The organism is Sphingobacterium sp. UBA7038, assembly GCF_002494055.1.
Classification (GTDB): Bacteria; Bacteroidota; Bacteroidia; order Sphingobacteriales; family Sphingobacteriaceae; genus Sphingobacterium; species Sphingobacterium multivorum.
Window position 1 is genome coordinate 110,064 of sequence record NZ_DLAV01000024.1, and the last position, 14,343, is coordinate 124,406.

The 14,343-nt window shown below is 41.5% G+C and carries 8 protein-coding genes; 1 reads left to right on the forward strand and 7 read right to left on the reverse strand.

Going from position 1 to position 14,343, the window contains the following annotated elements; genetic code table 11:
• Window positions 1-12: 12 nt before the first annotated feature.
• The 4 genes from B3H30_RS16415 to B3H30_RS16430 all read right to left on the reverse strand — a co-directional run bounded on the left by B3H30_RS16415 (window position 13) and on the right by B3H30_RS16430 (window position 8,321).
• Entirely contained in the window at window positions 13-591 is a 579-nt protein-coding gene (locus B3H30_RS16415) for an RNA polymerase sigma factor (RefSeq protein ID WP_112375096.1), read from the reverse strand.
• Window positions 592-722: 131 nt separating this feature from the next.
• Window positions 723-3,506: a sugar-binding domain-containing protein gene (locus B3H30_RS16420; protein WP_286834686.1), complete on the reverse strand. Its 2,784-nt coding sequence runs from the start codon at window positions 3,504-3,506 to the stop codon at window positions 723-725.
• Between the two features lie 6 nt (window positions 3,507-3,512).
• The gene (locus B3H30_RS16425; protein ID WP_286834687.1) at window positions 3,513-6,881 is read right to left on the reverse strand and encodes a tetratricopeptide repeat protein; all 3,369 of its coding nucleotides are present in this window, start codon (window positions 6,879-6,881) and stop codon (window positions 3,513-3,515) included.
• Window positions 6,882-6,944: 63 nt separating this feature from the next.
• Window positions 6,945-8,321, reverse strand: coding sequence for a sugar porter family MFS transporter (locus B3H30_RS16430; protein ID WP_070561001.1), 1,377 nt, complete (start codon window positions 8,319-8,321; stop codon window positions 6,945-6,947).
• Between the two features lie 129 nt (window positions 8,322-8,450).
• Between B3H30_RS16430 and B3H30_RS16435 the strand changes: the two genes are divergently transcribed.
• On the forward strand, window positions 8,451-9,344 hold the full coding sequence (locus B3H30_RS16435; RefSeq protein ID WP_070560999.1) for an AraC family transcriptional regulator: 894 nt from the start codon (window positions 8,451-8,453) through the stop codon (window positions 9,342-9,344).
• Between the two features lie 165 nt (window positions 9,345-9,509).
• Here the strand turns inward: B3H30_RS16435 and B3H30_RS16440 are convergent, their stop codons facing one another.
• The 3 genes from B3H30_RS16440 to B3H30_RS16450 form a co-directional block, all read right to left on the reverse strand.
• Window positions 9,510-10,262, reverse strand: coding sequence for an enoyl-CoA hydratase/isomerase family protein (locus B3H30_RS16440; RefSeq protein ID WP_312129259.1), 753 nt, complete (start codon window positions 10,260-10,262; stop codon window positions 9,510-9,512).
• Between the two features lie 32 nt (window positions 10,263-10,294).
• The gene (locus B3H30_RS16445) at window positions 10,295-12,769 is read right to left on the reverse strand and encodes a DUF5686 family protein (protein ID WP_286834688.1); all 2,475 of its coding nucleotides are present in this window, start codon (window positions 12,767-12,769) and stop codon (window positions 10,295-10,297) included.
• A gap of 192 nt (window positions 12,770-12,961) precedes the next feature.
• Window positions 12,962-14,338: an NADH-quinone oxidoreductase subunit N gene (locus B3H30_RS16450; protein WP_070560993.1), complete on the reverse strand. Its 1,377-nt coding sequence runs from the start codon at window positions 14,336-14,338 to the stop codon at window positions 12,962-12,964.
• Between the last annotated feature and the right edge of the window lie 5 nt (window positions 14,339-14,343).

The following is a 14,343-nucleotide window of genomic DNA, read 5'->3' on the forward strand; positions in this document are numbered from 1 at the left end:
ATGAAATCCTTTTCAAAAAAAATAGAAAAATAAGGATAATAGCCGATTTCGTCCAGAACGGACTTGTTTTAAATGTTTCGATGCTCTCGCAAGATGGTTTTTTACTGTGTTCTTAGAAAGATTGAGTTCCGCTGCGATTTGATTGTGGGGTATTCCTTCAATTCGGCTTAATGTAAAAACAAGTTTTTGTTGTTCAGGAAGTTGAGCAAGGTAATTTTCTATTTCATCGGCAAGTTCCTTTCGTTCTATTAAACCATCGGCCCTATCCGAATGATGTTCAATATGGTAATATAGAAGCTCAAAGGCCGAATGAGAACGTTTGATGCTTCTTAGTTTATTGAGACACTCTCTTTTAGTCAATACATAGAGGAACGGCCAGAGATCCACATCCTGTTTTATAGTTTCTCTATTGGTCCACAGTTTCACGAAAACTTCCTGCACAACATCCTCGCTCCAACCTGTATCTTTCAGCAAGTGAAAAGATACATCGAAAATGCGGTCTGCATATCGTTCGTAAAGTTTTGGTAAAACAGCCTGCTTCCCTATAGAGAGCGCTTGGATCAAATTGGCTTCATCATTTTCTTTTCTCATAACTAAAGCTCCCAATCTTCAGTTTATTGGTCATTGTGCTTTTCAGGTAACAATTAGATTACAAGGCCAAGTTAACAATTATTTCTACATATTAATCAAGCATATTAAATTTTTCCAAAGCGATCTTATCGTTAATAGATCGCTTTAGGTTCGGATTTTTCCTGTGCTTCTTTGTAGCGTAATACCTGCGATAGTATAGCTGGATTTTCGATCACTTTAGGCCTAAACTTTGTACTGTTCATATACGTTAAGATAGAGCTCAACAGCTGTCTTGCCACGGGTCTGTTGGCTAGATCTGTCTCCAGATCAAACGAAGTAATCATCAGTTTGCCCGCCCCGACTGTCCCTTCAAAAAGAGAGGCTAATCTCCTATTATTAGCAAAGTTATCAATGAGCTCTACAATTGCATTCCCGCCTTTGATCTCATCCGTAATTAGCGTAGTCGATTTAATTTGGAGATCCCACCATTGCCAGTCTGTGTGATTATCTGTTGGGAAATCGGCAAATATAGGGTGTTTAGGGTCACAAAGCAATCCCATGGTACCGGCCTGTTTTGGAAAATGTACGGGGCTCCAAAAATTAGGAACGAACTTCCCTTCAATACCGTTTATTTTCTTCCAATCGGGATTTAAAAGCACCTTTTTCCCATCTTTCAGCAAGCGCATCGCTTCCGCCAGATCGCGCGTATAACTCACGTCCCCAAAATCAACAGCGAGCTGTTGAGGGTATACCCAAATATTCCAATGATTTTCATAGGATGTACCTTCCAGTTTAAGTTGAATCGTCAATTTCTTCGCCTGTCCAATTGCTTGTAATGGCACTTCTAAATGCCCCACATGGCCTTGATGTCCCTTTCCAATGGTCGACTGAAAATGTCCTTGTGCGATTATTTTTCCTCCATCTTTCAGAAACCAGCTAATCCCCTGATTCTTCAAAACCTCCTGGCCGTAATTACTCACATCGATAGAAGCTTCGAACGTTTCATTGTTGGTATATACAGCTTTCGCAAACTGGAGCAAAGGCACGACAGGAGCGCTAAATTGTCGAAATTCTGCCGCAGGAAGTATATCTTTACTGTCCCAAAAAGCATCTAATAAGCCTACCAGCGCCGTTCCCTGACCAGGGAAATCGTGAAGATCAAGGAGCTGATACCCGCTGATACCAGGTGTCTTCAAAGCTCTTTCCATCTCCTCCTTATATAGAATAGCAGCCAATTTTCCTGAAGACATCGTATATGCTTTGGCCTTATGTAATAATCCCTTTTGTTTCAGATCTTCTGCTACAGAAATGAAGTTTAGCGGTTTTAAAACACCTTTATATTTTTTGATTTCGGCGAGATTTGGATAGACAGCATATTGTCCAATTTCATGCGTCACGACCGGAATCGAAATTCCTTCCAAAGAATTGCTGTAATTTTTATTGAATGTGGGTGCTTCGCTATTAAATACACCTTGTCCCCGTACCCAGCCCTTAGCTGTCCACTGGGTAATCAGATAATCATCATAAGGTTCTTCCTTCACACCATGCCCTTGCTGGAATGTAAAAGAAGTTGCCGTATAAAGATGCCGTCTGTCTTTCTGCTTTAGGTGTTTTACCAAAGTATTCAGCGCATTGAAATCACCACTCAACTCATTACCCATACTCCAAAAACAAAAGGACGGATGATTTCCGTAAGTCTGCATTATTCGATCGGCCTCTTCATAGAGAAAACTCATCACTCCTTCATCTTTACCAATATTATTCTCCCAGATTGGCAACTCAATTTGAAGATAGAATCCCAATTCGTCGGCAACAGCAAAGGCCGCCTCCGGAGGACACCATGAATGAAACCGGAGATGATTTAGCCCCCATTCGCGCGCTGTCAGAAAGACTTTCCGCCAACCGGCCTTATCCATTGGCGGATGTCCCGTTAACGGGAAAATACTGCATTCCAATGTTCCTCTCAAAAATAAAGGCTCACCATTGACTTTTAGGATTGTCCCATCAGTAGAAAGCTCACGCATACCTATTGAGGTACACAACGTTGATACGGCATCTGCAGCTTCCAATTCCAGACCGATGTCATACAAATGCGGCGAAAATTCGCTCCAAAGTTTCAGTCTATCCCCAAGAAGGTAGCTTAGGTTGATCGTTGAATCCCCTGGCGAGAGCTGAATAGTTTTTTCAACCGGTGGTAGGGAACCCCTATTGTCTTTTACCGCTATTTTCAGTTTACCGACAATGCCTTTTGCTAGTTTATTACGGAGATTGATCTGCAGATTGATTTCCTTCTTCGCTAGTTTAGGGCTAGCGTACACCGACTTCAGACGCACCGCATCATAGGCCTGAATAGCAATCTTTCCAAGAATACCATTCCAGATAATTTGGGTGTGATCGGTATAAGCATGCGCCATATCATCAACGCTGATTGGAAGCTTCTTTCTGTTATCTACGCGGATTGTCAACCGATGTTTCTTCCCAGTTTTCAGAAGTGAGCTTAGGTCAAACTCATGCGGACTGACAAGGCTACGTTGCTTTTGTACCACTGCTACCCCGTCGATCCAAACCATGGACTCCCAAAGAACACGCTCGAGGGTTAAGATCATCTCCTTACCAGCCCAACCTGCCGGAATTGAAAGTTCCCGCGTATACCATGCTGCCCCAACATAACGATGTGCTCGCGTTAAATGCGAAAGCTGAGGTTTGGCAAGAGCAGGTGTCAACGTATTTAAGGTTCCTAAACCCGCATCATCTGTTGTTCCTGGTAATTTGATCGATGTTTCGAACGATTTACCAGCCCAGCCCTGCTCGATACCGACATCTTCGGGATCAAGCCGAACTTTCCACTCACCTGCAAGGTCAAGCCGATTTAGTCCATCTGCCGAGACCATGTAACTTTGAAATAGAATGACGAATACTATGATATAGCGATACATACGAAATTAATTTTTTAAAGAAGTTTCACCTAAGAAAGAATGCATGATAGCCTGGCTCCCCTGGTGATTGGGATCCAACTGCCGAACTTGTGCAAAATAATCCATTGCCAGAGCACGATCCCCATTCCCCAAATACCCCAATCCCATGACATACAGACAATGTATTTTATTCTTATCATCCAGATTTTCCTCCCAAATATCCATATCAGGTAAGGAAACTGCAAAATAATCTATTTTAAAGGGCTTGTCAATAAATAACTTTCCATGATCTATTAAACATTGAAAACGTTGCTCAGCTCGCCCTGGATCACCAAGCTCATGCCAGGCTAAACCTTGATAGAATATCTTATCTGGTTGTGGATCATTATAGAAAAGGGCTTGCTGGGGTTCATCAGCACCTTCTGTTGCTTTATAGAAATAAACCTTAGCTTCTTCTTCCCGACCCAATAAACGATAGACAAGCCCTTTATAATAGTGAATGTCGTTTTGCTCCATGGTAATCAGCTTACCTTCACCAAGATTATGTGGATAATAATCAATTGCCTCTAGCAAGGAAAGCGCCTGCTGCGGTTCATTTTGCAATATCGATTTTTTGGCCAATTCCAGCTGACATATCGTGTATTGACGAGAGACCTTACCTTCTCCTCCTTCCCAGGGCTTAAACTGCCGGGAAGCAAGCAACGTTTTCGCGCGCTCGTATTCGCCCAACAGATTAAACAGGGTGATCCGCTCCAAGAATAGATCATCTCTAAGCGTCACCAAATCCGGATATCGATCGAGTAACGCCAACCTCTCTTTGTAAGGACGGCCCTCCTTCTTGTAGAGCTGATGAAGCTCCATGAGTAAACGTGCATCAGTTTCATCCAATGAAAATGCCCGCTCCAATAAAGTCACGGCTTCCTTCTTCTTACCTATCCGATTATAATAAGCTAAAGCCAAATTGCGAAAAACGGTAGGAAACTCTCCATCCAATTGGATCGCATGCTCCCAACAGTCTGCCGCATCCTGATGCTGTCTTTTTCCATACCAAAGATTGCCCAAATAATACGAGGCTTTTGCGTCAGCACTATTTAAACCGATGGCATGTCGGAGAATTGCAATCTCTTCCAAACGATTTGGAAAACAATAGGTAGGATCCATAGTCATGGCCTGATCACAGTAACTCTTTGCCCTGTCGCGCAAGCCTAACTGGGTCGCAAAATAACCTAGTGTATAATATACCATAGGGTATACTAAGCTTACGTCTTCAATGGTTTTTTCCAGCAGTAACGATGCTTCTTCATACAGACCGGCATGCGCAAAATCCAATGCGTACTCAATCACACTATGAATATTTACACGCGCTAAATCGAGAATAGGAGAAAAAATGGATTCTTCTTTATTTAACAGGTACCATTCGAATCGACAGCCCATATTAAAGGGATCCAATTCCATTGATTCCTGAATAAATGCTAAAGCGGCATCTTTTACCCCAAGTTTTCTTAAAATAGAGGCCTTCAGCTGTCGTCCTTTGTGGTGATACCAGTTTCGGCTCAATGAGTGATCTATTTTTTCCAAAGCAGCTTTCCAATCGCCTCTCTTCGCATCAATTTGTGCCAAACCAAAATAGCCAGAGTCCTTCCAGGCTGCATTCCATGTTGCTTTGTAGAAAGCTGAATAAGCTCCATTCAAATCCCCAGATAGTTGCAGAGCTACACCTAGGTTGTAATAAGGTTCTCCATCATAAGGATTGGGATTACGCTCCGTAGCGCGTGCGATAGCGGTCTCAAAATAAGGAATAGACTCCTTTATCTTACCGCTTCGCAACAAGAAAACACCCATTGCATTATTACATCGGATATCGTTCGGTTCACGTCGCAGCGCTTCCTTATAATAATCCAATGGATTATAAGTTGCATGTCGGTACTGTTCCAAATGCTGTCCCGTCAAAAACAATTCTTCGATAGAACGAATATCTTCGGGTAGCAATGCTGCCTGTGCTGGTTTGGGTATGTCTTTAGCATCCTTTGCCTCCTCTTGCTGGTAGACCAATATTTCATGGTTATTTTTATCGTACACAGTCAATAGGAGTTCGGTTGGATCACTGTCCAATCCAGCAACACTTTGGGTATAAATATTCCGAGGAGCACAGTCCGTTTGTTCGTCCAAATAGATTTTACCTGCCATATTGCGTAACAAAATACGTATACCTTCATACGTCCCCGTTGTATATAAGACAATGTGAGCGGTCTGCTCCCTAACCTCCATATTGAGCACCACATCTTTTGTTGCATTTTTCACCTGTCCGACTTCTGCGTAAGGCATAAAATACTGAGACCAGGATTTCACTTCATAGGGTTGTAACCAAGCAAAATCAGGCTGATTATCGGTATATACACCGGCCATCAATTCTATGTACGGTCCATTTTCATCGGTCAAATTTCTATCCCAGGCGACACCAAAATCACCATTTCCCCAGGTCCACTGTTTTTTCCCGGGTGAAATGTGATGATCGGCCACATGCAACATCCCCGCATTGGTCTCACCGGCCTCATAGCCGCCAACGAAATTGTATTTCGATTGAATGGCCATATAGGATGTCGGAACAGGAATATTCTTGTATTGTGCTATATCAACACCAGCTGAGTAATCGTACTTGTAGTAGGTCCCCGTAGCAATCGGAAAAGAGGAAACCTCTCGCTTTCCATGATCAAAAACGGCATTGACATCGGGAGGGAAGACGGAAAAATAGTCATCATTCACAACAACAGCCGGATTGGCCCACCACAGAAAGGTTTGTGGCAATGCTGTCCGATTATATACCTGAACCTTAATCTCTAGATATGCTTTATCGGGATGCAAAGTAAATCCCTGCATGGCCTTCATCCGAAACATACGTTCGATTTCGTTGCACCAAACCGTAATGCTTCCATCGCTATTGTGTTCGATTAAATGCTCTGTTGGCATGAAAGTAGTCGGTCGATGATGCTGTGGCCAATTGAATTCAATCCCCCCCGAAATCCAAGGGCCAGTAAGCCCTACCAAAGCCGGCTTGATCACTTCATTATAATAAACAAAATGCCGTTCTCTGACTTTATCATAAGCCATATGAACCCGCCCACCTAAGGCTGGAAGAATCATTACCTTAATATATTCATTTTCAAGAAATAGCGCCTGATAGATCTTGTTTCGCTTCTGATCGCTAATTTTCTCTATGATTGGATAGGGATATACTACCCCTGAGCTACCTTGATATACGCGTTTTTCTGCAAATATGGGATTCTTCTCCATCGTTCCAATCTCGTATGTTGGAATAGCAACTTGCTCCTCCCATGCTTTTACGATCCCTTTTTGATCCACTGTTGATTTTATGAGGTAACGAGTCAATTCTGTCATTTTCTTAATACGCTAATAGGTTTATATAGGTCGAGTTGATTCAGTTGATTATCCGGGTGCCAATTATCCTTCCAGTTCTTGTTCAATTTCTTCTAAGCTTTTTCCTTTGGTCTCTTTCAATCGGCTCCATAGAAACAGACAACCGATAAAACAGACTCCACCATACAGCCAGAATGTACCAGCTGCTCCCAGGTTTTGATTCAGTAAAGGAAACGTATAGGTGAGCACAAAACATGCAATCCATAATAACGATGTTGCAATCGCCATGGCCTGCGCCCTTACAGCGGTAGGGAATATTTCGGCGATAATTACCCAAGTTACAGGAGCCAAGGTCATCGCATACACCGCAATTCCGGCCAGTACAAGGAGAAGCACAAAAATGCCGCTGCAATTGAAATAATAACATGCTCCTAAGGCAATATAAATCACAAAAAGGCCTGCTGATCCGAAAAGCATCAATGCGCGACGACCAATTCGATCAACCAGATACATGCCAATGAATGTAAAAATGACATTGATCACGCCAGTGATAATAATATTGAAAAGCATCCCCGAAACCGTATATCCAGCAGCTGTAAAGATTTCCTGGGCATAATTAAAAATAACATTAATCCCACACCACTGCTGAAAAACCGCAATAAAACTCCCTAGCAGTAGCAACCGCAGCAGTTTCCCCTGAAATAAATTTCTCTTTCGGGATTTAGCCTGACTTAGTTCAGCCGCCTCGGCAATAGAACGTATATTTTCTGCTGCATACTCCTCTCCACCCATGCGTAAAAACACACGTTTTGCCTGTTCGTGCTTCCCTTTTGTATATAACCAGCGCGGACTTTCAGGAATCAGGAAAAGTAGCAATAAAAAAATGACTGCCGGGATCGCTCCTGCCCAAAACATCCATCTCCACCCCTCTTGCGCATTCCAGGTTTCTAGCATAGATTCTCCGGCTAAAACCGGCTTTGCAATGAGCCAATTGACCACTTGTGCTGCAAGGATGCCCAGTACAATGGTCAACTGATTGATCGATACAAATTTCCCTCGACTTTCTGCAGGGGCGATCTCAGCAATATACATCGGTGCCAAATTGGAGGCTACACCAATACCTATCCCGCCCAAAATCCGATAGATAATAAAAGTGTCCAGTTCGGACGCCATACCGGTTCCCACTGCAGACATTATAAATAAAATTGCAGCAGTATAAATCAGCGGTTTTCTGCCATAGCGATCGGCCAATCCCCCCGAGAGTAGTACACCAACGAAGCTTCCCACAATCGCCGAAGACATGGCCCACCCCTGCAAGGCAGGATCGGACTCCAAATGAAAATAAGCCTCGTAAAATGGCTTTGCACCACCAATAACTACCCAATCATACCCAAATAGAAATCCACCGATAGCAGCCACAAAAGTGATCAATAGCAGATAGGTCGTCGCAGTCTTTTGCATAAGAGTTTACATATTTAGATTTACTTAGGTAAAATTAATGGAATACTTGGGGAGAATCATGTAAGTGAACACGATAAACATGTAAAATATTACTATTTTTATACGAATAACCAAAAATAAGCTCGATCTATGAAACAAAACCAAGATGTCATCGCTGAAGGATTCAAAGGAGAAAAGGCGATTGTCCTTCCCTATGCCGTATGCAATTACCTGACAGGCAACAACATCACATCAAAATTACACATCACACATATCGGCTATTATCCCAATGCTAAAAAACACTACCGTGATCGTCAAGAAGGATGTAAGGAATATATTCTGATTTATTGCGAAGATGGAAGCGGTTGGATAAAACAGGATGAAACAACGCACAACCTTAAAAGAAACGATATATACATTATCCCGAGAGATAGCGCTCATTGCTATGGAGCAAAATCAAATGATCCCTGGAGCATCTATTGGATTCATTTCGACGGCACAGATGCAGTTCTTTTTCAACATATCATGGGCGAAGTGATTCATATAGATGACGCGGATTCAAACAAACATGCCAACCGCATCCAGCTCTTCGAGAGCATCTACAAAAACCTGGAAATGGGGTATAGTCCAGAAAATTTGGAGTATACGAGTTTTTGCTTTCAATATTTTTTAGCGTCCATTCAATATCAGGCTCAGTTTAGAGAAGGTAACCGAATTCAAGTAGATAATATCATACAGGACATCATTATATTTATGAAAGACAATCTGGAAAACAATATCAACTTGGATGATATTTCAGCACATTTCAACTATTCCAAGTCACATCTTATTAACTTGTTCAAGCAGAAAACATCTTACCCACCCATGGTGTATTACAATCAACTCCGTATGCAAAGGGCTTGCTCCTATCTGCAATTTACCCTACTTAAGATTAAAGAAATCGCATTCAAACTCCATTTTTATGACCCCTTTCATTTTTCAAAAGCGTTTACACGGGAAATGAAAATGTCGCCACAGGAATATCGCAAAAAATATCAAAAATAATGTCGGTTAAAGCTTTCTGATTCAGATTCATGAGCCATCTTAACCAATGCCGCAAAACGATTGGCGCTCAATCCGAACCTCCTTTCTTGGTCTTATTTTACCTCTTCATCGATACTCAAACCTGACAATACACGGCAATATAGCATTTAGCGAAGTGCTGCGGTATTATTCAAAATTGGGTGTCCTTTTCGCTAAAAATGCGGAAACACCTTCTTTGAAATCTTCTGTTCCGAACAGATGTCCGAAAGCATCCATTTCCACCTTACTCCCGTTTTGTTGTTTATCTTCAGCAGCGTTAATAGCAGTAATAGCATTTGCCACTGCAACGCGAGAGCGCGTAAATATCTTATGGAGTATTTCCTCCGCACGGGCAATTAGTTTATCCTGTGCGATCACCTCATTGACCAATCCTAGTTCATAGGCTCGCTGCGCGTCAATCATATCACCCGTTAAAATCATTTGCATAGCCTGTCCTTTTCCGATCAACTTGGGTAAACGCTGCGTACCACCATAACCCGGAATCAGTCCCAAAGAAACCTCCGGTAGTCCCATTTTTGCATTGTCAGACGCTATACGAATATGGCAGGCTAAAGCCATCTCCAGCCCTCCGCCTAAAGCATACCCATTTATTGCAGCAATAACTGGCTTCGGAGAACCTTCAATAAGGTCCGAAAAAATAATATGTCCTCGTTCACTGAGCCACCGTGCTTGAATTACAGATAAATCCATAAATTCCTTAATGTCTGCCCCTGCAGCGAATGCTTTAAGCCCAGCGCCTGTCAGGATAATACCTCTTACGTGGTCATCGGCATTGAAATGCATGAAGATATCTTGCAATTCGTCAAGGGTTTCCTGATTCAACGCATTCAGCTGGGGTTCGCGATTAATGATAACATAGCCGATGCTATCTTTAATCACATAATTTAAATTTGAATATTGGACCATAATTGCTAAAAATTAAAATGTAAGGATGCTGTAAAGGTATCAGAAGGTATGCCTTCACCACCACTATAGCTTAATCTCTTTTTATACTCTAATCTAATCAATTTAAAGATATTATCCACCCCCACTAGCCCTTCTACATACGGTTTGTTACGCACTGCTTTTGTTTGGATAATACCATTTTTGTCCGCTTCAAACTGAATATTTTCGGGCGTTACAAAGGGGTTGTTGGCATCGCTTAACTTTCCATAAAAAGCCTTAAATCCCGTCACTTCACGCCATTTTAACCGCCTGAACAACGGAATTCTATTGAAAAAGAAACCATTCCAGTTGTGGTAATAGGTCAGTTTCAAAAACTGGTCTGAAACAAATTCCGAGGTAGCCATCAAGTCAAAATTCACCAACGGTCCCTGCTTATCTCTATTGACGTCAGGGAGTTCCAGTAAGGTATAAGGCAGATGTTTCCCCCAAATTCTTCCTCCTGAAAATTCAAAATCCGCCTGCCCCGCTGGGGATAAAAATAGTCGTTTGAAAATGCTAAAGCGTAATGCATCATAACTATAGTCTGCGCCCCAAAATCCTTTCAGTCCTTTATTATATTGCAGGGTAAAAATGGGATATTTGTTTTCTACGGTTCCTCTGTCGAGATTATGATAAGTAAATTCTTCATTCGGAGCCCAACGTAAAATCAGCTGTAGGTCATTTGTATTGACTTGTCGGACAGTATCAGGTAAAGGTAGGCTATTAATATAAAACAAGTCAGCGCGCGGTTGTCTGCGAGTATGCGTAAACGCCGTTCCTACGCTAACATGGTTCCCAAATTCGATCAGATGATCGATACGATAGATATCATTAAATTGCCATTTATTAGGCCTGTTTTTCCCAAAAGAACGGAAGAAACCATCCCCTTTTAAAAAACCCAAACCTCGCCCCGGTTCCATGACGTCATGCTGTACTGTAAAGCGTAAATAATTTGCCGGAAACTGAACAATACGTTCTCCATTTAAAGTAAATGCCGTACTCAGGTAGTACTTTAGCTCTTTGTCCTTATCGCCATAGGCTGTGTATCCTTCAATGTAGGCTTTTTCCGAAAATAAACGCGTCGTCCGACCACTCAGGCGCACACGATTCCCCTCGTAATTATTGCGGCTATAAAGATATTCCAGTGGACCAAATTCAACTTTCCCGGCATTATAATATCCCTTTGCTAACAAATAACCCAATGCGACCAACTGATTAAAAGAACGCATATTCTGTACCGAATCAACCTTTTGATAGGCTCCTAATTCAGCATGGCTTAACGGAGTTGGTCTAACCCCTACAATGGGTACCTTCGGTGCGGACTGGAGGAGATACCTCTTTTCAACTGGTACACCAGCAAAATTCTCATTCGAAATAGAATCTGTGCGATGTCCCAAGTATTGGGTTTCCCTGCGTCCATACAATACATCTGACTTGCTCCCACCAAATAACATTTTTAGATCTGCACGAACAGGGAGCATGCTACCATTTTTAAATTCACTATAGCTAAGATCTATTTGCACGTCATTAATCCAATTGATATTTGCAGAACGTCCGATATTCAAAGTCGCGCGATGAACAGCATACCTTGTATCATCTGAGATCAGAAGATCACCGTAGAAGAGCAGATCAATAGCCGATTTACCTTCAAAATGGAGCTCAATATAATCCTTGCCTTCAATCTTGACCGTATCTTGAATTTTGTACCTATAAAACGCTGTAGCACCTGCAGCAATTGGGCTCAAGACTCCTTTGTTTGTGATCTGAATTGTATTATCATAAAGATCAACATCACGGAGTATCGTTTGAAACCGCGTCTGCCAATTGTCATTGTTAAAAAAGCGTGGATTTAATTCGGTCTGGTTGTGGCTGATGACAATCTTCTTACTACGATCTGGATTATGGGATGAATAGACATTTGCATAGTTTTCTTCCAAATAAAAGGGTGCAATGGTTTGCCCCCGAAAAGCGGTAGAATCTATATTTTCAAAGAGGAATCGGAATGGTTTCGGAAATTTCTTCGCTTTATCTTCAGGATTGACAAAACCAAACTGCGTCTTTTCATACTCATCAAAACGAATTTCAGGTATGCGGGTGTAATGATTTTGTGGTCGATGTGCAATAACCTGTTCAATCAGTGCTATAGCAGGATCTTTGGTTTTTTTGTTTTTTCGATTGACCACGACCTCCTCTAATGTGTTATTTGAGGCAATTAAGTGCACGGTCAGCATTGAATCCTGTAAACGACGAACATCCACCGTACGCCGCTCATACCCCACCGCTCCAAAGACAAGCTGTCTGTATTTCTTGATATCCAGAATCTTAAAAAACCCAAGGGTATCGCTGCTACCACCGCTATCTCCATCAAGCCAGTTAATTGAAACCCTTGAAATACCCTTGCCTGTTTGTGCATCAATGACCTTTCCACGAATAAAGTCCTGTGCAATTACTTTTCCACCCATATAGAAGAATAGTAACACACTTAAAACACGAATCGAAAAAGATTTAACACACACTTTAAACGCCATCTGCAATTTGATAGGATTTCTTTTTTACAATATACAATTTGTATGCAAGAGTTATACCAATAAAAATAAAAAAAGCACAGCGAAATCGCCATGCTCTAATAAACAACAAGTATTTTAACAGAAACTTTATATTAATTTTAAAAGGCAGTCTGGATATACCCCAATTAAGATTGTAAGCGCTACGGCAAGGAATAACACAAATGAATAATTCCACTGTACATTGACACAGGATTCGTCACTGTCTCTAAAGTACATCGCAACAACAACCTTCAAGTAGTAATACACTGCAATTCCTGCATTGATTACAGCCAATACAAGCAAAACAATATGATAATTTTCCATAACAGAAGAAAACATCATAAACTTACCGATAAATCCAGCTGTCAGTGGTATACCCGCAAGAGAAAGCATTGCTATCGTGATGGCAAATGCGAGCAAAGGATTTCGTTTGCCCAGGCCATTGAAAGCTTCAAAATGTTCAGAACCGGTCGTTTTCTTGACTAGGATCAATCCTGTAAAAGCAACAATGGTGGCTAGAGAGTAGGCAAGGCCATAAGCAAAGATACTATTAGCCGAGGTAGCCCCAACTGCTACAATCGCAAATAACATATACCCGGCATGCGAAACGCTCGAATAAGCAAGCATACGTTTGAAGGAAGACTGCATTAATGCAGAAATATTTCCAACAAATAAGGTGAGAATGGCGATCACTAAGAAAACCGGCGTCCAAAAATCTTGTAAAGGCAATAGACTATAACTGAATAAACGTAACAATCCAGCAAAAGAAGCAACTTTAACCACGGTGCTCATATAACTCGTAATCAATATCGGAGCCCCATCATAAACATCTGGTGTCCAAAAATGAAATGGAACAGCGCCCACTTTGAACGTCAGTCCTACAATGAGAAGCAATATACCCCCATAAAACAACGGTGAAATTGCCTGCGGGTTATTGACAACATAGTCTTTGATTTCACTTAAATCAAATGATCCTGTGGCACCGTACAAAAGGGCAATACCAAACAATAGAAAGCCCGTAGAGAAAGCCCCCATCAAAAAGTACTTCAATGCAGCTTCATTTGATGCTTTGTCTCTTTTACGTATACCGACCAAAATGTAAAGCGCTACAGACATAATTTCAATACCTAAAAAAAGCATTGAAAAATTATGATAACTATTCACAAGAACAGCACCTGTGAGGGAGAAAATTAATAAGGAATAATATTCCGCAATTTGTCCCTCCTCATCAAAATATCCCTTTGAGATAACAAAAATGCACAAGGTAACTGCGATACATAAGATTGAGAAGGCAATAGCAAAATGATCAAAATGAACCATCCCACTATAGAGCGGTCCTCTGGTCGAAGTCCAATCATTCCATAAAAAACCAATAGCGACCAAGAAGCCAAGAATAGAAACAGGCAGTAGCATAGATTTCATCTTGAATAAACCAAGATAAAGGACGACTAATGCTAATATCGAAAGTGTAATTATTGCACCCATACAAT